Raw genomic sequence first — 25,088 nt, forward strand, 5'->3', positions numbered from 1 at the left:
ACTGGCCTCCGGCCTGCCCGTTCACCTCGACCGGCCTCCGGCCTGCCCGTTCACCTCGACCGGCCTCCGGCCTGCCCGTTCACCTCGACCGGCCTCCGGCCTGCCCGTCACTCATCTGCCGGGCGGCACGATCAGTACAGGGCGATGGCTGTGCTTGAGCACGAGATCGGCACAGGAAGACTGCAGCAGCGACCGCAGACCGGTCCGGCCGCGCGTCCCGGTGACGATGATGTCGGCGTTCACCTCGTCCGCCGTCTCGACGATGGTGGTCCAGATGGCGGAGTGCGACTCCTCGCAGCGCCCGTCGGCGTTGATGCCGGCGCGGACGGCCAGCTCGAGGCCCTCGCTGTTGGTGACCTTCGCGTCGGCGAGTGCGATGTCCTCGGTCTGCTCGTCCGGCAGCCACTCCGGCGCCATCACTCCGGACAGGCCGGACATGCGGGCCGCCTGTCGCACCATCGGTTCCCACGCGGTGAGCACGATGGCGCGTTTCGCCTGGAGGAATCTGCCGGCGTAGTCCACCGCCCTGCGCGCATTGTCCGAACCGTCGTACGCGATCAACATGACGTCACACGACATGAGAGCCTCCAGGCTTGTGGCGGTGGCTGACGATCTTACCGTCGCGGTCGGGTTGCGGGGAGGCTCACGCGATAACGTTTCGGGTATGTACCTGCGCCGAGTTCTGACCCTGGTCGCGACGTGCGCGATCGCCACGACGGCGTGCGGGACGGGGGACGCGGCGGCTCCCGCACCCACCACCACCGGTGCGGCCACGGCATCGCCCTCGGCTCCCTCGGCGGTCGTGTCGACGTCCGAGATGCCTGCGGCCACGCCCGATGCGTGCGCCACCGCCATCGACGCCATGACGCTGCGGCAGCGGCTCGCCCAGCTGTTGACAGTCGGGGTCACCGGGACCGACGACGCCGTGGCGGTGGTGGGCGCCGAGCAGGTGGGTGGTGTGTTCGTGGGTAGCTGGACCGACAAGACGATGCTCACCGGCGGCGGTGTCGATCGCATGCAGTCGGCCGCCACCGTGCCCGTCATGGTGACGATCGACGAGGAGGGCGGCCGGGTGTCGCGGGCAGCCGACCTGCTCGGTTCGGTGCCCTCGGCACGCGAGACCGCCGCCACGATGACCCCCGAGCAGACGTACGAGATGTGGCTCGAGCGCGGACGTGGACTGAAGGATCTCGGCATCACCGTCGACTTCGCTCCCGACGTGGACGTCAGCAGCCAGCCCGACGACTCGGTGATCGGTGACCGGTCGTACTCGGACGATCCCGCCACCGTCGTCGCGTACGCCGGAGCTGCTGCGCGCGGTCTCCGCGACGCCGGGGTGATGCCCGTGATCAAGCACTTCCCGGGGCACGGCTCCGGATCGGGCGACTCGCACACCGGCGCCGTCACGACACCGCCGCTCTCCGAACTGCAGGCCCGCGACCTGGTTCCGTTCCGCGATCTCGTGTCCACCGGAGTGGGTGCCATGGTCGGACACCTCGACGTTCCGGGCCTGACGACGGAGGGCGTGCCCGCCAGTATCAGTCCCGCCGCGATGGCACTGCTGCGTGACGGCACCGGCTACGGGGCGGCGCCGTTCACCGGCCCGATCTTCACCGACGACCTGTCCGGCATGGCGGCGATCACGTCGCGACTGGGCATCGAGGACGCGGCGCTGGCCGCCCTCGTCGCCGGGGCCGACGTCGCCCTCTGGATCACCACCGACGCGGTGCCGAGCGTCCTCGACCGTCTCGAGGCGGCCGTGGCGTCCGGGGAGTTGAGCGATGCGCGCGTGGACGACGCGGCCCGGACCGTCCTCACGGCCAAGGGAGCCCTCGGCTGCGCCTGACTCGTCCTGCGGACGGTGACGTAGAGTCGGGAGGTCGTACGGCGGACAGCTCCGGGGAGGACGCATGGCAGGCGGAACCAAGCGGTTGCCGCGCGCCGTCCGTGAGCAGCAGATGCTCGACGCCGCCATCGAGGTGTTCTCCGAGAACGGCTTTCACAGCACGTCGATGGACTCCATCGCCGCACGGGCCGAGATCTCGAAACCAATGCTGTATCTGTACTACGGCAGCAAGGACGAACTCTTCGCCGCGTGCATCCATCGGGAGGGCCTCGAGTTCGTCGCTGCGATGACTCCCGCGGCGGACCCGACGCTCACTCCCCGCGAGCAGTTGCGCAAGGCATTGCTCGGGTTCCTCACGTTCGTGGACGAGCACCGCTCGTCGTGGATGGTGCTCTACCGGCAGGCGATCGGCCAGCAGGCCTTCGCCGGTCAGGTGCAGAGCAGCCGCGATCGGTTGATCAGCCTCACCGCGTCGCTGCTCGAGATGAGCACCAAGGACCCGCGGCCGGAACACAACTTCGGACTGATGGCCGTCGCCCTGGTCGGTGCCGGCGAGGCCGTGGCCGACAGGGTCGCCGGCGGCGAGATCGACGTGCACCAGGCGGTCGACCTTCTCGAGAGCCTCGCGTGGCGGGGGCTTCGGGCCTGACGCGAGGCCGGGCCCGTGGTCGGTTCCGGGAACGTACCGACCGTTCACATCATTCGGTCGAATGAAAAAAGTCCTCGATAAGCGTCATGGCGAAGGTTTCTGTTTAAAGTACTGATCACTCAGTCTGCTGTCGGCGTGCACGAGGTCGCGTCGAACACAGCACAGGGACCCGACTCCGTCGTGCGGTGGCGGATCCCGCGCACGCCGTGCGACTGCCACGGCTCGGATCAGTGTTGATCATAGAGGTGACCCATGAAGCTTTCCACTGCACTCGGTTCGAGCGAGAGCACACCCACTTCTGCAGCTCTGCATCTCACCGCCGCGATCGACGACGCGGTCGGTGACGGCACGGCAGTCGACATCCGAACAGAGCCGACGCGGACTTCCCCGCAACGAACCGCACGCATGATCGTGGCGGGTACTCGGGTGGACCTGTGCGGTACCCCGCATGTTCTGGGCCTGGTCGGGGACAGGTTGAAGGGCGGCAAGCCCCTCGCGATCGGATCGGTCAACCTCGACCACATCCACCACTTCGGTGGCATCGAGCGGTCCAGGTTGAACCTGCCGGACGAGCGACCCACTCATGAATGGCTGCTGCTGGCCGACGGTCAGCCGATCGTGGACCGTGCGAACGATCTCACCGGAACCAAGTGGCCACGACTCACGGGATCCGACCTGCTTCCCGAGATCCTCTCTCTCGCAGAGACGGCCGGCGCTTCGGTCGGGTTCCTCGGGGGCACCCCTCAGGTCCACGAACGCCTCCGGCGCCGTCTGACACGCAATCACCCGGCACTGCGGGTGGCGGGCTACTGGGCTCCCGACCGCCGGACGGTCCAGGACGAGACACTGGGCCGCGAATTGGCCGAGTCGGTGCGCGAGTCCGGTGCGGACATCGTGGTGGTCAGCTTCGGCAAACCGGTTCAGGAGCTCTGGATCGAACGGTACGGGGACCACACCGGAGCGCGATTGCTCCTCGCCTTCGGCGCCGCAACGGATTTCATGGCCGGTGATTCCACACGTGCGCCGCGCTTCATGAGCGATCACGGATTCGAGTGGCTCTATCGCCTCGCCCGTGAGCCACGGCGCCTCGCACGTCGCTACATCGTCCAGGGGCCGGAGGCGTGGTTCCGTCTGCGTGGTGCCTATCTGGTCGCCGACTCCGACCCGTCGTCGGACCGTCGGCAGGGTGACTCGTGAGCAGGCCGTACGGCGTTGCTGTCATCGGCGCCGGCTACTGGGGTCCGAACCTGGTGCGCAACTTCAGAAATCATCCGTCGTGGGATCTCGTCGCGGTGTGTGACCGGGACAGGAGCCGGGCCGAGCGTGTGGTCGGGTCGCGGTCGACCGTGGAGATCGAGACCGATGTCGACGTGCTTCTCGGCAGGTCCGACATCGATGCCGTCGCGATCGCGACGCCCGCGGCGTCCCACGCCCCGATCGCTCTCGCTGCCCTGGCCGCAGGAAAGCACGTCCTGGTGGAGAAGCCCCTGGCGCCCGGATCCGTGGACGCCGGGAAGATGGTCCGAGCCGCTCGGGACGCCGGACTGGTCCTGATGATCGACCACACGTACTGTTACACGCCTGCAGTGCAGTACATCCACGATGTCCTGCACAAGGGCATGTTGGGACGAGTCCTCTACATCGAGTCGACACGGATCAATCTCGGTCTGATTCAGCCCGATGTCGACGTACTGTGGGACCTCGCACCGCACGACCTGTCGATTCTCGACTTCGTGCTTCCCGGCGGGCTCGCCCCGACGCGGGTGTCGGCCACAGGTTCCGACCCGCTCGGCGCCGGCCGATCCTGCGTGTCACATCTGACGCTGGGGCTGGAGGACGGTGCCTCGGCGCACGTGTCCGTGAATTGGCTGTCGCCGACGAAGATTCGTCAGATGGTGATCGGTGGCAGCCACCGCACCCTCGTCTGGGACGACCTCGACCCCCTGCGCAGAGTGTCGATCCACGATCGTGGAGTACATCTGGGCCAGCCGGGAGCGGACGAGAAGCGTCGTGCGGCGGTGTCGTATCGGTTGGGCGACATCACCGTTCCCGCGCTCGCCGAGACGGAGGCCCTCCACACGATGGTCGGAGAGTTCGCGTCCGCGATCAGAGAAGACCGTCCTGCTCGAACGGACGGTACCGCCGGACTCCGAGTGCTGTCCGTGCTCGAAGCCGCCACCGACAGCGCAGCAAATCACGGACGCCCCGTTCGTCCCCGTGCCGTCGACCCCGAGACCGGAGACATGGAATGACTGACCTGAACGGCGCGACGACGGTGGTCACCGGCGGTGCCGGCACCATCGGATCGACCATCGTCGACCAGCTCGTCGAGGCCGGGTGTGCGCGGGTGATCGTTCTCGACAACCTCACCCGTGGTCGCCGTGAGAACCTCGAGACGTCACTGTCCGATCCACGGGTCGAGCTGGTGGAGGGCGACATTCGTGACCGAGACCTCGTGAACGACGTGGTGTCCGGGGCGGATGTGGTCTTCCACCAGGCAGCGATTCGCATCACGCAGTGCGCGGAGGAGCCCCGGCTCGCTCTGGAAGTGCTCGTGGACGGCACCTTCACCGTGTACGAGGCAGCGGCCGCACACGGGGTGAGCAAGATCGTGTCCGCCTCCTCCGCTTCGGTCTACGGTCTCGCGGAATCCTTTCCGACGGACGAGCGCCACCACCACCACAACAACGACACGTTCTACGGTGCCGCGAAGTCGTTCGGTGAGGGAATGTTGCGCAGCTTCCGCGCCATGTACGGAACTGACCACGTCTCCCTGCGTTACTTCAACGTCTACGGGCCGCGCATGGACGTTCACGGGCTGTACACCGAGGTGCTCGTCCGCTGGATGGAGCGAATCGAGGACGGCCGTTCCCCGCTCATCTTCGGTGACGGTACCCAGACCATGGACTTCGCCTACACGGAGGACATCGCTCGGGCGAACGTCGCCGCCGCCTCGTCGTCCGTCGTGGACGGCGTGTACAACATCGGGAGCGGTCGTGAGACGAGTCTGCGGGAGCTCGCCGAAGCGCTGCTGCGAGTGATGGACTCGGATCTCCCGATCGAGTTCGGACCTGCTCGGACCGTCAACGCGGTCACCCGCCGGCTGGCGGACACGACGGCAGCCTCCCGCGACCTCGGTTACGCGCCGTCGGTGGATCTCGACAGCGGACTGCGCGCACTCGTCGACTGGTGGCGGCCGCGCCGCCTTGCTGTGTCCGGCCTCGCGGTGTCTGCGACGTGACGCGGATCGACGTGATGCGCCCGTGGTTGGGCGCCGACGAGGTGGCTGCCGTCACGGCGGCGCTCGAGTCCGGTTGGATCGCTCAGGGACCGCGGGTCGCCGAGTTCGAGAGCGCCTTCGCGGCTCGCATGCAGGTCGCGCACGCCGTGGCGGTCAGCAGTTGCACGACGGGTCTCCATCTCGCCCTGGTGGTGGCCGGCATCGGACCGGGTGACGACGTGATCGTTCCGTCGTTCTCGTTCGTGGCCACGGCGAACGCAGTGCGGTACGTCGGCGCCAGGCCCGTGTTCGCCGATGTCGACCGGATCACCGGCAACATCGACGGCGACACGGTCAAGAGGGTGCTGACGCCGCGGACCCGTGCTGTCATCGCCGTCGACCAGGGCGGCGTCCCCGTCGCGGTGGACGACATCCGCCGGGTGACCGCACCGTCGAACATCGTGCTGGTCGAAGATGCCGCGTGTGGTGCCGGAGCCACCTACCGTGGCCGTCCGGTGGGGGTGAGTGCCGACATCGCCGCATGGTCGTTCCACCCGCGGAAGATCCTCACCACCGGTGAGGGCGGGATGATCACCACCGATCGGCCGGAATGGGCGGAACGTGCACGTGCACTGCGTGAGCACGCGACGAGCAAGTCGGCCGCGGACCGTCACCAGGACACGCTGCCCGCCGCCGAGTCGTACACCGAGGTCGCCTACAACTATCGGATGACGGACCTGCAGGCTGCCGTCGGCCTGGTGCAGCTGACGAAGCTCGATGCCGTGATCGAGCGACGTCGCGCGCTGGCCGGGCGGTACCGAGAAGCACTGGCACATGTCTCGGGCCTCCGATGCGTGGGTGATCCGGACGACGGAGAGGGCAACTTCCAGTCCTTCTGGGTCGAGATCGGAGCGGACGCCGCTCGCAGTCGCGACGACTACCTTCGTGACCTTGCAGCGCACGACATCTCGGCACGTCGCGGAATCATGGCCACGCACTTGCAACCGGCCTATATCGGAAGTGACGCCGTGATGGGCGATCTGACGGTCACCGAGCATCTCACCGCGTCGACGTTGATTCTGCCGCTGTTCCACGCGATGACGGACGACGAGCACGACCGCGTGGTCGCGGTGATGTCGAGGACGTCATGAGCAGATCCTTGGTGATCATCGCCGCGTCCGGCCTCGCTCGCGAGGTCGCCGCCGCGGTCCGGGCCGGTGGCGAGCACCATGTGGTCGCGGTGCTGGACGACGACCTGCGCAGAGTCGGAACGCGCTTCGGATCGTGGACGATCGCGGGAACCAGTCGCGACGCCGTCGATCATCCCGAGTGCTCGTTCGTGGTCTGCGCCGGATCCGGGTCGGCTCGCGCCGCCATCGTGCGGCGCGTCGTCGCCGGTGGAGTCGAGCCGTCCCGCTTCGCGACGATCGTGGATCCCTCCGTGCGCATTCCGCAGGGATGCACGGTGGGTGTCGGTTCGGTGATTCTCGCGGGGTCTGTTCTCACCGCCGACGTCACGGTCGGTGCTCACGTGGTGGTGATGCCCCACGTGGTCCTGACACACGACTGTACGGTCGATGATTACGTGACTCTCTGCGCAGGAACAGTTCTGGGAGGTGGAGTGCACGTACAGAGCGGTGCGTACCTGGGAATGAACAGCTCGGTACGGGAGAATCTCACCGTGGGCCGAGACAGTGTTCTGGGCATGGCGGCGGTGGCGGTGTCCGACGTCCCGCCCGGTGAGACGCGGGTGGGATGCCCGGCCGTGCCGATGACCGGCGCAGGTGCGGCATGAGCGTTCCCTTCGTCGACCTCGCCGCACAGCAGGCGGAGATCCACGACGAGATCATGCCGCGAGTGGAGGACATCCTGCGTCGAGCGGCTTTCATCGGCGGTCCGGCCGTCGGCGAGTTCGAATCTGCGTACGCCGAGTTCGTCGGAGTGGACCACTGTGTGGGTGTCGGAAACGGTACCGACGCCATCGAATTGACGTTGCGAGCCGTCGGTGTGGGTGCAGGGGACGAAGTCGTCCTCCCGGCGAACACGTTCATCGCGACGGCGGAAGCGGTGTCGAGGGTCGGGGCGACACCGGTACTCGTCGACGTGGACCCGACGTCACTCCTCATCGATCCTGCGGCCGTCGAGCGTGCGCTGACGTCGAGAACCGCTGCCGTTCTTCCGGTTCACCTCTACGGTCAGACGGCGCCGGTGGAAGAACTGATTCGACTGTGCGAGGCGGACGGCACAGTGGTCATCGAGGACGCCGCCCAGTCACAGGGTGCGACGCGGCACGGCCGCCCGGCCGGCTCTCTCGGCATGGCCGCGGCGACCAGCTTCTATCCCGGCAAGAATCTGGGTGCCGCCGGCGATGCCGGTGCCGTCGTGACGTCCGACGCCCTCCTGGCCGACCGCGTGCGCACCATCGCGGCGCACGGCAGTTCTCGGAAGTACGTCCACGATGTCGTGGGCGTCAACTCACGACTCGACGCGCTGCAGGCGGTCGTACTGTCGGCGAAGTTGGCGCGTCTGCACCGGTGGAACGACGCTCGGCGCGCCGCCGCCGCGCGCTACGCCGATCTGCTCGGTGGCATCGCCGAACTCACTCTCCCGCGATCTCTCCCGGGCAATGTCGACGTGTGGCACCTCTACGTCGTGCAACTCGACGATCGTGACCGGGTGGCGGCCGAACTGGCGGCTGCGGGTATCGGCACGGGGATCCACTACCCGACGCCGATCCACCTGACCGAGGCCTACCGGCACCTGGGCAGAGGACCCGGCAGCTTCCCGGTGTCCGAAGCGGCCTCGGACAGAATCCTGTCCCTGCCGATGTTCGCCCACATCACCGCGGAGCAGCAGGAGCGGGTCGCCGACGTGATGGCGGGGGCGATGCGGCCCGTGGTCTCGTCCGTACCGTGACCACGGCAGCGGAGCCGACAGTCGGCCGAGCACTGGCCTGGGGAACGGGTGGCTCGCTGCTGCTGCGTGTCGGCACTCTCGTCGTGGGGGTCGTCCTGGCGCGTCTGCTGGGGCCGTCGGACTTCGGTGTCTTCGCCGTCGCTCTCACGGTGTCCACCATCCTGATGTCGATCTCGGATCTCGGTCTCGGTGCCGGGCTGGTCCGATCCACGGATCCCGACGGTGATGCGCCGACAGTCGCGACCGTCAGCCTCGGTGTGGGCACCGTTCTCTGTCTCGCGGTGGTGATGTCGGCGGCCACGATCGAGCGATTCTTCGGTGTCGACGGTTCCGCGTCCGTCGTGACGGTCATGGCGCTGGCGATACCGATCGGATCCGCAGGGGTCGTGCCGTTCGCGATGCTGCAACGCCGCTATCAGCAGAAGCGATTGATGCTGGCCGCGGCCGCCGACTTCGTGGTCGGCACGACGGTCACGATCATTCTCGTCCTCCTCGGTATGGGGCCGCTCGCACTGGCGATCTCCCGAGTCGCGGCTCAGTCGGCGGCGACGACGGTTCAATTCGTGGCAGCGGGAGCACGTCCGCGATTCGGCTTCGACATGCGCAGGGCCGGTCCGGCTGTGCGGTTCGGCGTACCGATCGCGGGCGCGAACCTGTTGTCCTGGGCCGTGATCAGCTCGGACAACGTCGTCGTCGGTCGTGTCAGCGGTCAGGTGGCTCTGGGCCTGTACGTTCTGGCATTCAACGTGTCGAGCTGGCCGATGACCGCGATAGGTCAGGCTGTCCGCTCGGTGGCACTTCCGTGGTTCGCACGCGCTGCGATCGACGACGCGGACGGAACGCGGGATCGGTCTCTCGCTCGCGCCGGTGCTCTGACGTGGGCCGCCGCCCTGCCGGCCGGCGGACTCATCGCTCTGCTGGCGGTCCCGATAGTCGACACGCTGTACGGCTCGGAATGGTCCGGAGCGGCGGGTGCGTTGGCCGCTCTGGGGGTGTTCGGTGCACTGCGTGTCATGTTCGACCTGCTCGCCACGTATCTGACCGCACGCGGAGCATCTCGCCCGGTGTTCTGGGTACAGGTGCTGTGGATCTCGGCACTGGTGCCGGCGGCCGTCGTGGGCGCGCACCTGAACGGCATCGTGGGAGTCGCGTGGTCACACTCGCTCGTCGGACTGCTGATAGTCCTCCCCGCCTACCTGTGGGCCGCCCGGCAGATCGGTGCGGACATTCACGCCCTCACCGTCGCGTGTGCGCCTCCGGTGCTCGCCTTCGCCGCGACGGTGTGTCCGGTCATCGTCGTGACACGCACTTTCGACGAGCCCGTTCTGCAGGCATCGATGGCGGGACTGGTGGGGGCCCTGGTCTACGCGGGATTCATCCACCACTGGATCACCGGTGTGATCGAGCGCTCCCGAACCACACCGGCCGGACGGACTGGGGGACACCGCGGATGACTCTTTCACGCACGCCGAACGGCAGGTCCAGGCTCGAACGTCTCGTTCGCGGCCGAGACCTCGACGAGCTCACGAAACGCCTGGCGCGCAGGGCTTATCGCATGACAAATGCGAGTTCGCTGGAGTTCCCTCTCCGGCCCGGGGACATCACCGACTCCACGACCGTACGAAGTGCTGAACCACGGCACACGACCGCGGACCCGATCACGGCGACGGTCTCGTGGATCTGCGCACCGCCGGGTCCGGGGTCGGGTGGACACACGACGATGTTCCGGATGGTCGGTGCGCTCGAGGCGGCGGGCCACGAGTGCGTGATCCACCTGTACGACCCGCACGGAGTCGACCTCGAGCGCTACACGCGAATCATTCGTCGTCACTGGCCCGAGGTGCGGGCGGATGTCGCAGACGTCGACGACGGGATCCGAGGAACGGACGCCGTCGTCGCCACGTCGTGGCAGACCGCACATGTACTGGGGTCCCGACCGTCGGTGCCCGGCCGCCGGTACTACTTCGTTCAGGACTACGAGCCGTACTTCTACCCACGTGGCTCGGAATACAGTCTGGCAGAGGACACCTACAGGTTCGGGTTCGAGATCCTGGCACTCGGTCACATGGTGCACGACCAGATCAGAACGCACACAGGTGTCGACTGCACCCTGATTCCCTTCGGCCGTGACACGGAGGTGTACTCCCTGCGAGCGTCACTGCCGCGCAACGGGATCGCTTTCTACTCACGCCCGGACACCGCCCGTCGGGGGTCCGCGCTCGCTGCACTGGGCATCGACCGCTTCCATGCCCGACGCCCGGACCAGGTCATCCACCTGATCGGTGAGCGACCGCCCATGATGACGGCCGACGTCGTGCACCACGGGCACAGGGAGCCGTACGAGCTGGCGGCACTGTACAACTCGACCATCTGTGGAATCGGGATGTCGTTCACCAACATCTCTCTGGTCGTCGAGGAGATGCTGTCCTGCGGTTCCATGGTGCTGGTGAACGACAGTCCGCTGGCACGGGCCGACGTGACCCACCCCGGGGTCACCTGGGTACGGCCGACACCGACTGACATCGCGAACGCGCTGTGCGCGGCGGTGGACACGCCGCCCGACGTGATCGCACATCGTGCGCGCAGGGCCGCATCGCACGTATCGCACACGACATGGGGCGACTCCGGTGCGATCCTGGTGAGTGCGATCGAGCGGTCGACACGGTCCGGCAGCCGGGCGCCCGACCACGAGGACGTGAGATGAGACGAATTCGACCGCGCGAACTACGGTCCGCCCCCAGCGTCACTGTCGTCGTCCCCTGTTACAACTACGGGCATTTTCTCCAGGATGCGGTGCAGGGGATACTCGATCAGCCCGGGGTCGAGGTCGACGTCATCATCGTCGACGACGCATCCACCGACGGATCGCGAGACGTCGCGGCCCGGCTCGCGTCGTCGGACGAGCGCGTGACTGTCGTCCAGCACGAGCACAACATGCGGCACATCGCGACGTACAACGACGGGCTCCTGCGGGCGACGGGCGACTACGTCGTGTTGCTCTCGGCCGACGACATGTTGTCGGAGGGCTCGCTCCAGCGTTCGGTCGCGCTGATGGAGGCCTGCCCCGAGGTGGCGCTGGTCTACGGTCACGCCCCCACCTTCACCGACGTTGTTCCACCGTCCACCACGCGCGTGCGTCACTGGTCCGTGTTCGGCGGTGACGAGTGGATCGACAGGATCTGCGCACGCGGCACGAACATCATCGTCAATCCCGAGGCGGTGCTGCGGACGTCCGTGATGAAGCAGCTCGGGGGCTACGATGCCGCGTACCCCCAGGCCGCGGACATGTTGCTGTGGATGCGGGCGGCCACCCTCGGATCAGTGGGGCGGGTGAACGGTCCGGACCAGGCGTTCTACCGCGTCCACGGCGCGAACATGCACATGACCGACTTCGGTGGCCACCTTCTCACGGAGACCGCCGAGCGGCGGGCGGTGTTCGACCGGTTCTTCGCGACCGACGGGGCGTCGCTGCCGGCCCGCGAGGCGTGGGCGGACAAGGCTCGACGCTCCGTCGCACTCGAGGCGTTGAGATCAGCGATAGTGCAGCAGGATCGGACGGCGGACGGCACGGATCGGTCCGCTGCCGAGCTCGCTCAGTTCGCCGTCGACTGCGACCCGTCACTACGCGACCGTCGAATCTGGCGTTCCTACGAGCGGCGGACGCGGGGGCCGGTGTCGCGTGCGAGGCGGGTGTCGACAGTGCGCCTCCACGACGTGCGATGGGCCACGAGATGGCGTCGGTGGCGGAGATACGGAACATGAGACCGGCGTCGTTCCGCCGTGAGAGCCCGGTGGCCGTGGAGACGGACACATCGGTCGTGTCGGTCGTGATCCCGTGTTTCGACTACGCCGACTACCTCTCCGACGCTGTGACGAGCGTTCTCTCGCAGGTGGGCGTGTCTGTGGAGGTGATCGTGGTGGACGACGCCTCGACCGACGGAAGCCTCGCGATCGCGAGGCGGTGGGCGGCGACGGACCGACGGGTGTCCGTCGTGGCCCACCACCACAATCGAGGCCCGGTCGACACGTTCAACGACGGTCTCCGCGTCGCTTCGGGTGAGTACCTGGTGAGACTCGATGCCGACGACATGCTCACCCCCGGGTCACTGCACCGAGCGGTTGCACTCGCTCGTGCCCATCCCGAGGTGGGACTCGTGTACGGACATCCCCTCCATGTCGCGGACGAGCACTTGCCGGCACCGCGGATCTCACCGACGGGATGGACCATCTGGTCGGGGCGAGAATGGTTGGCGGACAGGTGTCGCGACGGGTTGAACGTGATCACCTCGCCCGAGGTACTCATGCGGAAGTCAGTGGTGGACCGAGTCGGTGGGCAGATGCCGCTGGCGCACACGCATGACATGGAGATGTGGTTTCGCATCGCGGCGTTCGCGGACGTGGCGTACATCCGCGGCGTCGACCAGGCGTGGCACCGGGATCACCCGCGGAGCCTGTCCAGTCGTGAAGTGGATCCACTGCGTGATCTGTACGAGCGGAGGGACGCGTTCGACGTGCTGTTCTCCGGGCCGGCTGGGCAGATTCCCGCCGCCGCCGAGCTATATCGCACCGCGGTTCGAGCCGTGGCCGAGTACGGGATCGCCATGGCCACTGGCTGTTACGACCGACGGGAGGTCGACCATGACCTGGTGAACGGGTATGTCGCTTTCGTGCGTGACGCGGTGGAGGACCCGACATCGCTCGACGGGTGGCGCACTCTCAGTCGGCGGATGCGCCGAGGTCGCGGGTCGGCGACGCACCCTCTGTATGTCGGGCGGCGTCTGGCCAGAAAGGTGCGGACGGACGCTTCCTGGCGGCGGTGGCACCGCGACGGCACCTTCTGATGCGAGTCACTTGCTCCGCGGGCTCTGACTGACCGGCGCCGGCCGGGCACCGAGACGCGATGCGTGACCGTTGGCTGGGGGAGTCACGATCTGACCACGGCGAACCGGCGGGCTCGGTGCGATCCGTGGAGGCCCCGTACGAGGTGCGAGCGGACGCGGGGGATCGGCCGGACGGTGCGGCATCGGGTCGCGGCGGACCTGGTTCTGCGGCTGATGCGACACATCGCGGACGGTCGTCGGCGTTTCGACGACCACCCGGGTGTCCGGTGTGGACCTGGTTGCGCCGGAACGACGTTCGTCGATGACGCGTGCCATCGCCACCGCTGCGATGAGTAGGACGACTCCGCCGATGCCGGCGACGGCTGCGTTGCGCAGTCGGCTGGACACACGCTCCGCGGCGCCGGTTGCCTCGTTGATCGTCTGGACCGTGATCAGGTAGCGATCCGACGCGCCGTTCACGAGCTGCACCTGGCGTATCTGATCATCGAGGATCTCTCCCAACCGTTGCGCGCTCCGGACCGCCACCTCCGGACTCTCCGCGTTCGCCGTGATCGTGAGTATCTGTGCACTGGTGGACAGTCCCGATCCGACGACGAAGTCGGTCGACAATCCTTCGGACTGCAGTGTCCGCACCGACTCCTCCGATGACAGCCGCGTCTTGCCTACTTGCAGAACCAGCGTCGGGTCGGCGGATCGGAGGTAGGGATTGTCTGTCGCCGCTCCCAGCGCCGGGCTCGATTCGATCTCGATCGCACTCGGCAGCGACGGCGTGATCATCGCGTAGCTGGCAGTGGCCTGGTACGCGCGAGGCCCGAAGAACAGGGCGCCCGTGAACAAGGCGATCGTCAGGACGACGAACGGCAGGGCGACGAGTTTGTGTCGCCACAGGATGCGCAGTACCGACATCGGATCCATATCAGGTCCTCTCACTGAAACGAACTGACGGGCCGGGTGAGTCGGCCGTGTGCGATGGTGCTGCCGAGCGGGAGGGCGCGTTCCGGGCCATGATCCAGACGACGCCGGACATGCCGAAGAAGACCGGGCAGATGAGCCGAAACACCGGAAACGAGAGCGAATCGAACGTGGCCGACCCTACGGCCGCGACCAGACACGCCGCGGCGGCGCTCGCCGCGAGCAACTTCAGTGCCGGGTCCCGCGACCACAGAGCCACCGACAGCGAGGCGACGATGGGGCAGAGGAAGAGTGCGATGAGCGCAGCGAGCCCGAACAGCCCCATCTCCACGGCCGTGTGCAGGTACTGATTGTCGAGTATCTCCAGTGCGTTGGTGGGCATGTACGTCGCCGGCCCTGTACCGAACCACGGGCGTTCGACGATCATGGCTTGCACTCGGGGGTAGTTGTTCACCCGAGTCGCCAGGGACGGATCGCTTCCGCTGTCGGCGCGCACGGTGGCACTGAGCGTGGCGATGAGGCCGGGAACCGTGACGAACACGCCGACGATGAGAACGGGAATGGCGATCGCTGCCCACCGTCGGGCGTGCCGGGGAAGAAACGGCACCGTGACGACGGCGGCGACGACGAGACCCAGCACAGCTGAACGAGACACCGTGAGAAACGAGGCGAACGCGATGAGCAGGCACTGCAACCAGTGCACCCAGTGGCGTCCCGAGGTGTCGAAGAGTGCGCGCCACACACAGAACGGCAGAATCATCGCGGTGACGAGACCGAGTTCGATGGGGGTGAAGGTGTTACCCGCGACCCGGGTCAGCAGGCCACGCCCCTGAAACGTGGTGCCGCCGCCGTTGTCGGTCATACCGACCATCATCGAGCGGACCAGGTCGAGGGGATCGGTCTTGACGACGAACTGCCACACTGCGACCGCGGCTGTCACACTGGCACCGAGAGCGACGGTGCGGGCGATGACGAGGGCCTGCTCGACGGTGCGGACGCATTCGGCGGTGGCGAGGACGAGGACGGACATCGCGAACAGAGCCAACAGCCACCGATCTGCGGCGGCGCGTTGGATCGGCTCGACACCTCCCATTCGCAGGTACGAGACCACGGTGGCGACCCAGAAGAGGCAGAGACCGATGCGGGCGGGATGACGGACTCTCGTGGGATCGTGCACGCCCCACGTCACGGCGGCCACCCACACCGCGAACAGCGCTAGCCCGATGAGCATCGCCAGGTAGCCGGACGCACCGATCGCCTCGAAGACCATGTTGGCGGGGAGGACGAGGGCAGCGAAGATCGTGACGCGCAACAGAAGCGGAACCGTTGTGGTGGCGTCCCGCCCTGGTGCCTCCACGTCGATCGCGCGAACGCCCCGTGCTGCCATCAATGCGACATCCTCGAGTCGGGTGCTGAGAGCGAAAGACGAAAATCCCCCGACATCGGCCTTTCTCCGACAAACATACTCACGGTTCGGTAATCCGGAAGTCGTTCGATCGCATGATTCTTCCGTGTGGTGTAACCGGCATTCGGTACGGCATGATCTGCGGACACGTGCAGTCGGTACGGCACGATCCGGTGGTGCAGGAGGGTCGAGTGTGAAGGTTCGAGCAGCAGCCGTGGTCGGCGCAGTGATGCTGTCCGCCGCGTGCGGTGTCCCGTCGAGCGCACATCGGAGCGACGGTCGTCCGGTGCTGCGCGAGATCGACGGCGGGGCGACGTACCTCTCGCAGTTCTCGCCGTCGCTGCCATCGGACCCGGGGTTCTTCCCCATCGGAGTCTGGGCCGAATCAGTGGTCGACGACACGCGTCTGCCCTCGTACTCCGCGGCCTCGTTCACCACGTATGTCGAACCGACACCGGACACGGATCTCGCCCGTATCGGCCTCAACGGCATGTACGTTCTGTCGTCGCGCTCGGACGGTCCCACCGACGGTCGAGTGACCACCGACGAAGCCGACATGTGGGCGGGGCCGGGTGACGCGACGTGGACAGGTCTCTACCCGGGAGAGGGCGAGATCTGCGTTCCTGCAACGGAGAAGTGCGGCTACACGGTCATGGACGCGCTCGAGGCCCAGAGTGATCGCACGCGTCTGACCTACACCAATTACGGTAAGAGCGTGCTGTTCTGGGGAACCGACGAGCAGTCGAGCAAGTTCGTGAACGATTACCAGGACGTGGTGTCCGCCGATGCCTACTGGTTCACCGATCCCAACATCTGTGACGCCACCGAGGGCGGGGCGCTGCTGAAGGACGGCGTGGATCTCGACCCCGACGAATGCCTTCGCGCGTCCAACTACGGTGCGACAGTGGATCGTGTGAGATCACTCGTGGAGCCGGCGGGGAGCAAACCGGTGTGGGCGTTCGTCGAGGTCGGTCAGCCGTTCGCCGAATCTCGACGAGCGATCGAACCGGCGGAGGTGGAAGGTGCGGTGTGGAGCAGCATCATTCACGGTGCGCAGGGTGTCGTGTACTTCAACCACAGCTTCGGCGGCGAGTGCCGATCGCAGCACGTTCTTCTGGACTGCGGCCGCGGCATGCTCGAGCGCGTCGGTGACGTCAACGCGAGAATCACCGAGCTGGCACCGGTCCTGAACTCTCCCTACCTCGACGGGTTTCTCGCGTCGGCGCCGGGACTGGACACGATGGTCAAGTACACCGACGGGGTGGTTCATGTTCTGGCGATGTCCGAACAGGGCGGTGCCACTGGACGTATGACATTGTCCTGCGCTGTCGACTCGACCGCGGACGTGGTCGGAGAGGACCGTCGGGTCGAGGTCGACAAGGGTGTGATCGTGGACGATTTCGCGGACTCGAACAGTGCACACGTCTACCGCATCACCGGACTCGACGGCTGTGGTCTCCCGCCTGCCGGGTCATGATCCGATTCGGCTCGATTCGTCGCGAGCCCAGCCGGTGTCGACCACGCGTCGCGCGGCGCGGCGTCCGACGAGTGCGAATCCGGCGTACACCGCCGCATCGAAAGCGGTGACGGGACCTCGCACCGAGCGGAGAAGTTCCCGGAACGTGCTCGATGTCTGCGTGGTTCGGGCGACGGCGGTGTTACCTCGGTAGGTCCGGGACAGAACGGTCCGCAAGGTCGCGACAGTCCTGGGAACCGAGATCACCACGGGATCGGTGGGTACGACGCACTTCTCGTCCCCCCGGAACAGTCCGTCGACGACGACGTCGTCCGCGACGACGGACGGGAATCGGCCCAGGCGGCGGTGTCCTTCCTCGGTGAGGCCGTAACACCCCGCACCCCAGAGGTGTCCGTCGAAGGTCGACAGTCGTTGTCGGGCCGCGTAGTAGCGGCGCACCAGCAAAGAACTGTGCCCGGTGTCGTACCGGGAGCGAGGACGTGCAGACATGGGCGCGCCCGCGGTGAGCCGCGTGAGAACGTCCGTCACGGCTTTCGGAGTCATCACCACGTCCGCATCGAGGTAGATCCGCGGCCAGAACATGGCGATGTCATCCGCCGCGTTCATTGCTTCGGTCTTCGACGCGGCGGACGTCTCGATCACCGTGATGCCGGGAAAGTGCCGCGCGACGTCAGCGGTGTCGTCCGTGCAGCCGTTGCAGGCGACGATGACCTCGACGACCCCGCGGTCGGCAAGGTCGGACAGCGGTCGCAGTGTGCGTGCGAGGACGGCTGCCTCGTCGTGTGCGGGAACGATGACCGTTCCCATCCCCGTGCGTCCCTCGACCGGTCGATGTCGAGCTGACGGCAGGTCCGTCCAGCGCCGCCGATCGACCAGTACTCGGAGGGTCGCACGATGGGACGCGGATCCTGTCCGCGCGATCTCGGACACCACCGCACACAGTCGGAAGGCCGTGCTCCACACTCTGCCGTGATACAGCTCCGCGTATCGGATCTTGTTGACGGACAGCAGGTTCTGGAGTTCCTGAGATGATCCCGATCCGGCGCCCGTGTGCACGACCACGGCATCGGGTACGAACCGGACGCGGCCCACCGTGCGGAGACGTCGGAAGAAATCGGTCTCCTCCGAGTACAGGAAGAAGCGTTCGTCCCACGCGCCCACTCGACGTGCTGCATCGGCGTCGATCATCAGGGCTGCACCCGTGGCCCAGTCGATGTCGTGCGGAGTGGCGTAGGCCTTCGGATCGCGGACCGTCTCACTGAGTGCCCGAGGTCTGCGCGGGACGTACGCACCGAGAACGGCGTCGACAGCGGTGGCGAGCAGGGCCGGCTCACGACGAAGCGACGGAGAGACGGAACCGTACTCGTCCTGGAGCAACGGCACTACCGCGGCCACATCGGGTTCGGTCACGGCGGCCACCAGAGCCTCGACACACCCCGCGGACACCCGCGCGTCCGGATTGAGGACGAGGATCGCATCTGACCGATCCACGCGCTCCATGCCCAGGTTGATCGCGGCGGCGTATCCGAGATTCCCACCGGCCTCGACGAACACGACATCGGGATGTTCGTGTACTCGCGCTGCGGTGTCGTCCGCCGAGTCGTTGTCGATCACGACGACCCGGAGGGTGGTTCCAGCTGCTTCCGTTCTCAGACTGTCGAGGAGGCCGCCGATGGAGTCGGCACTGTTGTAGGTGACGACGAGGGCGGTGACGGTGGCATCGCCGCCGGTGACGAAGTGGGCCGTCGAACGCTCGATGCGGGAGATCGGCTCGGTCATGGAAGTCGAGCCACGCTGGGTGCCGGAACGCCGTCGACGAGTCCGTACGAGAGACCGCAGCCGCACACGAGATCCTCCGGAAGGCTTTCGCCGCACCGGCAGGCCCACCCGATGCGACGTGCCGGATTACCCACCACGACGGCATGATCCGGGACATCCCGAGTCACGACGGCACCGGCGGCGACGAACGCGTGACGACCGATCGTCGTGCCGCACACCACCACGACACCCGCGCCGAGGGTGGCCCCCTGCTCCACCAGAGTGCGCATCAGCGCGTCCGGCCCTTTCTTGACGTGGGCGCGTGGGCGGAGGTCGTTGGTGAAGGTGACGCCCGGGCCGAGGAACACGTCGTCCTGCACGGTGACTCCGTCGAAGATCAGGACCCGGTTCTTGACGGTGACCCGATCGCCGACCACGGCTCTCCCCTCGATGAAGGCGTGGTCGCACACGTTGCAGTCCTTGCCCACGACGGCGCCGGCGAGAACGTGTGCGAACGCCCAGACCCGGGTCCCGTCGCCGACCGAGTCGCTCTCGCAGAGGGCTGCGGGGTGCACGAAGAACGAGGTGGCTCGAACCGCGCCCGTACTCGTCGTCGGTTCCGCCATGTCGTGCTCCTCGTCGTCGCGCTCGCCCCGAGGTGTTCGGCAAACCGAGAAACAGTCGCGAGAGACCGCGTCACGATGGGAAACGGGGCATATGCCCGAGAACGCTACGGCCGCGTCGAGCCCGTGTCACTCATTCGACCGACCGACGACCGCACCCCTCCCCGAACCCGCGGAACCGGCGAGTCGAGGAGGGGTGCGGAGGAGGAGTTACGACGAGGAGTCAGCGCAGGGTGCCCGTCAGGAACGGGTAGCCCTTCTTCGGGTGCTTCAGCGCCACGTCCCACTGCCCCGGACCGACGCCCGTGCCCACCCGCTCGGCGTACACGTTGATCTTGGCGGGCAACACGATCGGCTTGCCGAAGCGCACCGAGTACGTGACACGGTCCTTAATCTTGCCGTCGACGGCGCTGAGTACGGCCGCCGCACTCCACATCCCGTGAGCGATGGTGCGCGGGAAGCCGAAGGCCTTGGCGCCCAGCGACGAGACGTGGATCGGGTTGCGGTCACCACTCACCGCCGCGTAGCGCGAGATGGTCTTCTGGTCCACCCGCAGAGTCGAGGTGGGCGGCGGCGGGACCTCGTCGGCCGGCGGTGCCTCGCGAGGTCCACCGGACAGCGACGTCTTCTGGAGGCTGAGGAAGGTGGACGTCTGACGCCACACCAGCTCACGGCCCACCGACACGTCGCTGACGACGTCGACGAGCAGTCCCTTCCGGTGCTCGCGGACGTTCTCCGCGTGCACCGCGATGTCGAGCGGCTCCGAGGTGCCGATGGGGCGGAAGCTCTCGATCACGTTCTCCGCGTGCACCGATCCCATGGCCGCGAACGGGAAGTCCTTGGACACCATGAGGGACATCACGGTGGGGAACACCAGGGTGAAGGGGTACGTCAGCGGCAGGGTGTCGCTGAGACGGAGGCCGGTCACCTTGGCGTACGTCGCGAGGTTGTCCCGATCGATCCGGATTCCGCCGAGGGTGTACGTCGCGTCCGGTGCCGTCGGCGTGCGCTTCCCGCCGCCGATGATCGGCAGCGAGTCGAGAGCCGCGCGGGTGTAGATGTCGCGGATCCTCGGCGGGCCGTCGAGCGGGATCACCGTGGCCACGTCGCTCACGCTCCGATCAGGGACTGGCCGCACACGCGGACGATCTGACCGGTGACGGCGTTGGAGGCCGGGCTCGCGAAGTACGCGATGGTCTCCGCGACGTCGACGGTTTGGCCGCCCTGCAGCAGCGAGCTCATCCGTCGGCCGGCCTCGCGAGTGGCGAACGGAATCGCCGCGGTCATGGCCGTCTCGATGAAGCCGGGCGCCACCGCGTTGATGGTGATGTCCTTCTTCGCCAGTTCGGGCGCCTCGGCGTGCACCAGGCCGATGACGCCGGCCTTGGACGTGCCGTAGTTGGTCTGGCCGCGGTTGCCGGCGATGCCCGCGATGGAGGACACGTCGATCACGCGGCCGCCGTCGTTCAGCGTGCCGGACTTCACCAGAGCGGTGGTGAGGCGGTGCGGCGCTGCGAGGTTGACGCCGATGACGGAGTTCCACCGGCCGTCGTCCATGTTGGCGAGGAGCTTGTCGCGCGTGATGCCGGCGTTGTGGACGACGATGTCGAGGCCGCCGCTGTGGCGCTCCTTCACGTGCTTCGCGAGCACCTCGGCGGCGTCGGGAGCCGTGACGTCGAGTGCCAGCGACGTGCCGCCGACCTTGTTGGCTGTCTGCGAGAGGGCCTCGCCGGCCGCGGGGATGTCGGCGCAGATGACGTGCGCGCCGTCGCGTGAGAGAACCTCGGCGATGGTGGCGCCGATGCCACGGGCGGCGCCGGTGACCAGAGCGACCTTGCCCTCGAGCGGCCGGTCCCACGAGGCGGGGGCCGTGGACCCGTCCTTGCCGACGGCGATGACCTGGCCGGACACGAACGCGGACTTGGCCGAGAGCAGGAAGCGCAGGGTGGACTCGACACCGGACAGGTCCGGCGCGGCGTCGGGGGAGACGTAGACCAGCTGCGCGGTGCCGCCGCGGCGCAGTTCCTTGCCGACGCTGCGGGTGAAGCCCTCGAGCGCGCGCTGAGCGATGTGCTCCTCGATGTCGCCGGTCTCCTCGGGCGTGGTGCCGAGGACGACGACGCGGCTCGACGGTCCGAGGTTGCGGACCGCGGGCTGGAAGAACTGGTACAGCTGCTCGAGCTGCTCGATGTTCTCGATGCCGGTGGCGTCGAACACGAGGCCGCCCAGCTTGTCGTCGTGCGGGCTCGCGGCGGGGTAGTCCGAGAGCAGCAGGCGCAGCGGCTCGACGAGGCGACCGCTGCCGCCGATCAGGACCGGGCCGGCGAGCGGAGGCTCACCCGGCTGGTAGCGACGCAGAGTCTCCGGCTTCGGCAGTCCCGCCTGCTTGGCGAGAAACGCGCCGGGAGCAGAGGAGAGGAACTGCGAGTAGAGGTCAGGGGCTCCCTTGGTGGCTGCCATGTTCCTACCTTCGTGTCGGGTATGTCGAACGGTATCGACAAGTAACTTACTCGTGAGTAAGAATAGAGTCCACGACGAAGCGGCCCCGACTGTGGCCGCGCCATCTGCGCACAGGGAGAATCGTTCGATGACCAGCAAAGAGAAGCGCCCCGTCGCGATCCTCGGTGGAAACAGAATACCGTTCGCGCGCTCGAACAAGGTGTACGCCAACGCCTCGAACCAGGACATGTTGACGGCGGCCGTCGACGGTCTCGTCTCCCGCTTCAACCTGCAGGGTGAGCGGCTCGGTCTCGTGGCCGGTGGTGCGGTGCTCAAGCACAGCCGCGACTTCAACCTCACCCGCGAGGTCGTCCTGGGCAGCGCGCTGAGCCCGTACACCCCGGCGTTCGACCTGCAGCAGGCCTGCGGCACGAGCATGCAGACGGTCATCGCCGTCGGCGATGCCATCGCGTCGGGCCGGATCGACGTGGGAATCGGCAGCGGTGTCGACACCACGTCCGACGCGCCCATCAGCGTCAACAACGAGCTGCGCGAGTTCCTGCTCACGCTCAACCGGGCGAAGAGCACCGCCGACCGCCTCAAGCTGCTCGCGGGCGTCCGCCCGTCGATGCTGGGGATCGAGATCCCGAAGAACGGCGAGCCCCGCACCGGCATGTCGATGGGCGAGCACGCCGCCGTCACGGCCAAGGAGTTCGGCGTGCGCCGCGAGGACCAGGACGCCCTCGCCGCGGCCAGCCACCAGAACATGGCGAAGGCCTACGACAGTGGCTTCTTCGACGACCTGGTCACCCCGTACCTCGGTCTGACCCGCGACGACAACCTGCGTCCGGACTCCACGGCCGAGAAGCTGGCCAAGCTGAAGCCCGTGTTCGGCACCTCGCTGGGCGACGCCACGATGACGGCCGGCAACTCGACGCCGCTCACCGACGGCGCGTCCTCCGTGCTGCTGTCCACCGACGAGTGGGCCGCGCAGCACAACCTGCCGGTGCTCGCGCACCTCGTCGACTCGGAGTTCGCGGCCGTGGACTACATCCACGGCAACGGCTCGTACAAGGACGGCCTGCTCATGGCGCCGACGTACGCCATCCCGCGTCTGCTCGAGCGCAACGGCCTGACACTGCAGGACTTCGACTACTACGAGATCCACGAGGCCTTCGCCTCCGTGGTGCTCGCGACGCTGCAGGCCTTCGAGAGCGACGAGTACTGCAAGGAGCGTCTGGGTCTCGACGGTGCGCTGGGATCGATCGATCGCAGCAAGCTGAACGTGAACGGCTCCTCGCTGGCCGCGGGTCACCCGTTCGCGGCGACCGGCGGACGCGTCGTGGCCACGCTCGCGAAGATGTTGGCGCAGAAGGGTTCCGGCCGCGGACTCATCTCCATCTGTGCCGCCGGTGGCCAGGGCATCACGGCCATCGTGGAGGCCTGAGCCTCCCGTACCGAACACGAGGACCCGGCTGCGAGGGGTGGCCGGGTCCTCTGCCGTTTCCCGGACCGAGCGGTCTGCGTCTGGCACAGTGGCGGGGTGCAGCGGTGGCGAGGCGAGAGTGGGTCCTGCGCGACCCTCCTCGAGGGCAACCCTCGGGAACATTCACGGAATCGGGCACTGCGTCCGACGCAGCGATGCACGCTTCGCGTGCTGGCCTGCGACGACGACGAGAGTCTCAGGTCGCCTCGCCCCGCCGCACGTCCTCGGTCCACTGCTCGCTGATGTCCGAGTCGTTCTGGCATCACCGCACGGCGCGGATGATCGCACCGCGCCTGGTCGACATCGCGTGGAACAGCACCGAGCTCGGTGAGGTGCTGGCCCGGTTCGAACACGTCGCGGACGTCGAGACCCTCATCACCAGGCTCCTCGAGCGGCGTAACCATGCGCCCGATTCGACGGAAGTCGCCGCCGAACTCCTCGAGGTCATCGGGTATCCCGGTGATCCGTTCGTCCTCCCCGCGCCGCCCGTCCGTCCCACTCCGGCGGTGCGCTTCGGGGTTCCCGCGTTCGCGACGACCGCCGAGCTCGCCGCGTCACTGGACGTCACCGTCTCCGAACTCGACTGGTTCGCCGACGTCGGCGGCTGGTTGCGTCGGGCGGCTCCGCCGCTGCGCCAATACCGGGCTCGTGAGGTGGCCAAGAGTCGCGGCGGGACGCGCATCCTGGAGATTCCCAAGCCGAGACTGCGCGAGATGCAGCGGCGCGTGCTCCACCGCGTCCTCGATCACGTGGTGCCGCATCCTGCCGCTCACGGTTTCCGGGCCGGTCGGAGTGCCGTGACCTTCGCGCGCCCGCACGAGGGCCGGGACGTCGTCGTCCGGGTCGATCTCGCGGACTTCTTCCCGACGGTGACGAGGCCGCGCGTGCGCGCCGTGTTCGAGGCCTGCGGGTACCCGTACCGGGTGGCGTCGGTCCTCGCCGGCGTCTGCACCACCGCGATGCCGGTCGACGAGGTCGCCGGTCTGGCCCGGACTCAGGCGGCATTGCTGCGCGTCCCGCACCTCCCGCAGGGAGCACCGACCTCGCCCGCGCTCGCCAATCTGGTGGCCCGCGGACTCGACCGTCGCGTCGCGGGCCTCGCCCGCGCCCGTGGGCTCGTCTACACCCGCTACGCCGACGACCTGGCGCTGTCGGGCCCGTCGGACACCGATGTGGGCACGATCCTCTGGGCGCTCGACCGCATCGTGCGCGACGAGGGCTTCGTGGTGAACGGTGACAAGACTCACGTCGCGCGTGCACACCGTCGGCAGACGCTGGCCGGGCTGGTGGTGAACGAGAGTGCCGCGGCGCCCCGTGACCGCTACGACGCACTCCGCGCGCTGCTCCACAACAGTGTTCGTACCGGTGCCGCTGCCCAGAATCGTGCAGGTGTACCGGACTTCCGTGCCTCTGTGTACGGGCAGATCGCCTGGATCGGCGAAAGCAGTCCTTCGCGCCGGTCACGACTTCTGGCCATGGCTGAACGGGTCGATTGGGACTCCTGACAGATCCGGGA

The 25,088-nt window shown here is 67.5% G+C and carries 22 protein-coding genes; 15 read left to right on the forward strand and 7 right to left on the reverse strand.

Annotated features, from left to right (window positions below):
* Nucleotides 1-111 precede the first annotated feature (111 nt).
* A complete protein-coding gene (locus J4E04_RS01835) occupies nt 112-579 on the reverse strand; it encodes a universal stress protein (protein WP_027506188.1) in 468 nt (155 codons plus the stop codon).
* A gap of 85 nt (nt 580-664) precedes the next feature.
* On the opposite strand from J4E04_RS01835, the gene J4E04_RS01840 reads away from it, so the two are divergent.
* The 12 genes from J4E04_RS01840 (at nt 665) to J4E04_RS01895 (ending at nt 13,472) form a co-directional block, all read left to right on the forward strand.
* Nucleotides 665-1,846, forward strand: coding sequence for a glycoside hydrolase family 3 N-terminal domain-containing protein (locus J4E04_RS01840; protein WP_056441275.1), 1,182 nt, complete (start codon nt 665-667; stop codon nt 1,844-1,846).
* 64 nt (nt 1,847-1,910) lie between these two features.
* Nucleotides 1,911-2,495 carry a TetR/AcrR family transcriptional regulator gene (locus tag J4E04_RS01845; protein WP_027506190.1) on the forward strand — a complete coding sequence of 195 codons (585 nt, stop codon included), beginning with the start codon at nt 1,911-1,913 and terminating at the stop codon, nt 2,493-2,495.
* Between the two features lie 252 nt (nt 2,496-2,747).
* Complete coding sequence (locus tag J4E04_RS01850) at nt 2,748-3,692, forward strand: WecB/TagA/CpsF family glycosyltransferase (protein WP_222637974.1); 945 nt, start codon at nt 2,748-2,750, stop codon at nt 3,690-3,692.
* Nucleotides 3,689-4,747: a Gfo/Idh/MocA family protein gene (locus J4E04_RS01855; protein WP_222637975.1), complete on the forward strand. Its 1,059-nt coding sequence runs from the start codon at nt 3,689-3,691 to the stop codon at nt 4,745-4,747. The genes J4E04_RS01850 and J4E04_RS01855 overlap by 4 nt, the downstream gene beginning before the upstream one ends.
* On the forward strand, nt 4,744-5,736 hold the full coding sequence (locus J4E04_RS01860; RefSeq protein ID WP_490149778.1) for an SDR family NAD(P)-dependent oxidoreductase: 993 nt from the start codon (nt 4,744-4,746) through the stop codon (nt 5,734-5,736). The genes J4E04_RS01855 and J4E04_RS01860 overlap by 4 nt, the downstream gene beginning before the upstream one ends.
* Nucleotides 5,733-6,866: a DegT/DnrJ/EryC1/StrS family aminotransferase gene (locus tag J4E04_RS01865; RefSeq protein ID WP_222637977.1), complete on the forward strand. Its 1,134-nt coding sequence runs from the start codon at nt 5,733-5,735 to the stop codon at nt 6,864-6,866. The genes J4E04_RS01860 and J4E04_RS01865 overlap by 4 nt, the downstream gene beginning before the upstream one ends.
* Nucleotides 6,863-7,510, forward strand: a complete 648-nt coding sequence (locus J4E04_RS01870; protein WP_285186829.1) for a PglD-related sugar-binding protein — start codon at nt 6,863-6,865, stop codon at nt 7,508-7,510. Before J4E04_RS01865 ends, J4E04_RS01870 begins: the two co-directional genes overlap by 4 nt.
* The gene (locus J4E04_RS01875; protein ID WP_490149779.1) at nt 7,507-8,631 is read left to right on the forward strand and encodes a DegT/DnrJ/EryC1/StrS family aminotransferase; all 1,125 of its coding nucleotides are present in this window, start codon (nt 7,507-7,509) and stop codon (nt 8,629-8,631) included. The genes J4E04_RS01870 and J4E04_RS01875 overlap by 4 nt, the downstream gene beginning before the upstream one ends.
* Nucleotides 8,628-10,085 (forward strand): oligosaccharide flippase family protein, encoded by a 1,458-nt coding sequence (locus J4E04_RS01880; RefSeq protein WP_490149780.1) that lies wholly within the window; start codon nt 8,628-8,630, stop codon nt 10,083-10,085. The genes J4E04_RS01875 and J4E04_RS01880 overlap by 4 nt, the downstream gene beginning before the upstream one ends.
* A gap of 275 nt (nt 10,086-10,360) precedes the next feature.
* Nucleotides 10,361-11,335, forward strand: coding sequence for a rhamnosyltransferase WsaF family glycosyltransferase (locus tag J4E04_RS01885; protein ID WP_222637981.1), 975 nt, complete (start codon nt 10,361-10,363; stop codon nt 11,333-11,335).
* The gene (locus tag J4E04_RS01890) at nt 11,332-12,393 is read left to right on the forward strand and encodes a glycosyltransferase family 2 protein (RefSeq protein WP_490149781.1); all 1,062 of its coding nucleotides are present in this window, start codon (nt 11,332-11,334) and stop codon (nt 12,391-12,393) included. Before J4E04_RS01885 ends, J4E04_RS01890 begins: the two co-directional genes overlap by 4 nt.
* Nucleotides 12,390-13,472, forward strand: coding sequence for a glycosyltransferase family 2 protein (locus J4E04_RS01895; RefSeq protein ID WP_490149782.1), 1,083 nt, complete (start codon nt 12,390-12,392; stop codon nt 13,470-13,472). Before J4E04_RS01890 ends, J4E04_RS01895 begins: the two co-directional genes overlap by 4 nt.
* Nucleotides 13,473-13,478: 6 nt before the next feature.
* On the opposite strand, the gene J4E04_RS01900 is transcribed toward J4E04_RS01895, so the two are convergent.
* Together J4E04_RS01900 and J4E04_RS01905 are read right to left on the reverse strand one after the other, a co-directional pair.
* Nucleotides 13,479-14,387, reverse strand: a complete 909-nt coding sequence (locus J4E04_RS01900) for a YveK family protein (protein ID WP_490149783.1) — start codon at nt 14,385-14,387, stop codon at nt 13,479-13,481.
* 1 nt (nt 14,388) lies between these two features.
* A complete protein-coding gene (locus J4E04_RS01905) occupies nt 14,389-15,771 on the reverse strand; it encodes an O-antigen ligase family protein (RefSeq protein ID WP_490149784.1) in 1,383 nt (460 codons plus the stop codon).
* Nucleotides 15,772-15,982: 211 nt separating this feature from the next.
* Here J4E04_RS01905 and J4E04_RS01910 point away from each other — a divergent pair, with 211 nt between their 5' ends.
* The gene (locus J4E04_RS01910; RefSeq protein ID WP_490149785.1) at nt 15,983-17,266 is read left to right on the forward strand and encodes a hypothetical protein; all 1,284 of its coding nucleotides are present in this window, start codon (nt 15,983-15,985) and stop codon (nt 17,264-17,266) included.
* Here J4E04_RS01910 and J4E04_RS01915 read toward each other — a convergent pair.
* The 4 genes from J4E04_RS01915 to J4E04_RS01930 all read right to left on the reverse strand — a co-directional run bounded on the left by J4E04_RS01915 (nt 17,261) and on the right by J4E04_RS01930 (nt 22,107).
* Nucleotides 17,261-19,045, reverse strand: coding sequence for a glycosyltransferase family 2 protein (locus J4E04_RS01915; RefSeq protein WP_490149786.1), 1,785 nt, complete (start codon nt 19,043-19,045; stop codon nt 17,261-17,263). The genes J4E04_RS01910 and J4E04_RS01915 overlap by 6 nt on opposite strands.
* The gene (locus J4E04_RS01920; RefSeq protein ID WP_490149787.1) at nt 19,042-19,650 is read right to left on the reverse strand and encodes an acyltransferase; all 609 of its coding nucleotides are present in this window, start codon (nt 19,648-19,650) and stop codon (nt 19,042-19,044) included. The genes J4E04_RS01915 and J4E04_RS01920 overlap by 4 nt, the downstream gene beginning before the upstream one ends.
* A gap of 220 nt (nt 19,651-19,870) precedes the next feature.
* A complete protein-coding gene (locus J4E04_RS01925; protein WP_490150601.1) occupies nt 19,871-20,752 on the reverse strand; it encodes a MaoC/PaaZ C-terminal domain-containing protein in 882 nt (293 codons plus the stop codon).
* A 5-nt stretch (nt 20,753-20,757) separates the two neighbouring features.
* Complete coding sequence (locus J4E04_RS01930) at nt 20,758-22,107, reverse strand: 3-oxoacyl-ACP reductase (protein WP_490149788.1); 1,350 nt, start codon at nt 22,105-22,107, stop codon at nt 20,758-20,760.
* Nucleotides 22,108-22,234: 127 nt separating this feature from the next.
* Between J4E04_RS01930 and J4E04_RS01935 the strand changes: the two genes are divergently transcribed.
* Together J4E04_RS01935 and J4E04_RS01940 are read left to right on the forward strand one after the other, a co-directional pair.
* On the forward strand, nt 22,235-23,533 hold the full coding sequence (locus J4E04_RS01935; protein ID WP_056441321.1) for an acetyl-CoA C-acetyltransferase: 1,299 nt from the start codon (nt 22,235-22,237) through the stop codon (nt 23,531-23,533).
* Between the two features lie 281 nt (nt 23,534-23,814).
* Nucleotides 23,815-25,077, forward strand: coding sequence for a reverse transcriptase family protein (locus J4E04_RS01940; RefSeq protein WP_490149789.1), 1,263 nt, complete (start codon nt 23,815-23,817; stop codon nt 25,075-25,077).
* Nucleotides 25,078-25,088 lie beyond the last annotated feature (11 nt).

It is taken from the genome of Rhodococcus sp. NFXS4 (genome assembly GCF_058139645.1).

What these genes read in the sequence shown, in the direction of transcription:
- J4E04_RS01920 (WP_490149787.1), bottom strand. Translation starts at nt 19,650, where the DNA reads ATGGCGGAACCGACGACGAGTACGGGCGCGGTTCGAGCCACCTCGTTC.
- J4E04_RS01930 (WP_490149788.1), bottom strand. Translation starts at nt 22,107, where the DNA reads ATGGCAGCCACCAAGGGAGCCCCTGACCTCTACTCGCAGTTCCTCTCC.
- J4E04_RS01905 (WP_490149784.1), bottom strand. Translation starts at nt 15,771, where the DNA reads ATGGCAGCACGGGGCGTTCGCGCGATCGACGTGGAGGCACCAGGGCGG.
- J4E04_RS01940 (WP_490149789.1), top strand. Translation starts at nt 23,815, where the DNA reads ATGTCCGAGTCGTTCTGGCATCACCGCACGGCGCGGATGATCGCACCG.
- J4E04_RS01900 (WP_490149783.1), bottom strand. Translation starts at nt 14,387, where the DNA reads ATGGATCCGATGTCGGTACTGCGCATCCTGTGGCGACACAAACTCGTC.
- J4E04_RS01895 (WP_490149782.1), top strand. Translation starts at nt 12,390, where the DNA reads ATGAGACCGGCGTCGTTCCGCCGTGAGAGCCCGGTGGCCGTGGAGACG.
- J4E04_RS01890 (WP_490149781.1), top strand. Translation starts at nt 11,332, where the DNA reads ATGAGACGAATTCGACCGCGCGAACTACGGTCCGCCCCCAGCGTCACT.
- J4E04_RS01860 (WP_490149778.1), top strand. Translation starts at nt 4,744, where the DNA reads ATGACTGACCTGAACGGCGCGACGACGGTGGTCACCGGCGGTGCCGGC.
- J4E04_RS01840 (WP_056441275.1), top strand. Translation starts at nt 665, where the DNA reads ATGTACCTGCGCCGAGTTCTGACCCTGGTCGCGACGTGCGCGATCGCC.
- J4E04_RS01915 (WP_490149786.1), bottom strand. Translation starts at nt 19,045, where the DNA reads ATGACCGAGCCGATCTCCCGCATCGAGCGTTCGACGGCCCACTTCGTC.
- J4E04_RS01935 (WP_056441321.1), top strand. Translation starts at nt 22,235, where the DNA reads ATGACCAGCAAAGAGAAGCGCCCCGTCGCGATCCTCGGTGGAAACAGA.
- J4E04_RS01835 (WP_027506188.1), bottom strand. Translation starts at nt 579, where the DNA reads ATGTCGTGTGACGTCATGTTGATCGCGTACGACGGTTCGGACAATGCG.
- J4E04_RS01850 (WP_222637974.1), top strand. Translation starts at nt 2,748, where the DNA reads ATGAAGCTTTCCACTGCACTCGGTTCGAGCGAGAGCACACCCACTTCT.
- J4E04_RS01845 (WP_027506190.1), top strand. Translation starts at nt 1,911, where the DNA reads ATGGCAGGCGGAACCAAGCGGTTGCCGCGCGCCGTCCGTGAGCAGCAG.
- J4E04_RS01875 (WP_490149779.1), top strand. Translation starts at nt 7,507, where the DNA reads ATGAGCGTTCCCTTCGTCGACCTCGCCGCACAGCAGGCGGAGATCCAC.
- J4E04_RS01885 (WP_222637981.1), top strand. Translation starts at nt 10,361, where the DNA reads ATGGTCGGTGCGCTCGAGGCGGCGGGCCACGAGTGCGTGATCCACCTG.
- J4E04_RS01870 (WP_285186829.1), top strand. Translation starts at nt 6,863, where the DNA reads ATGAGCAGATCCTTGGTGATCATCGCCGCGTCCGGCCTCGCTCGCGAG.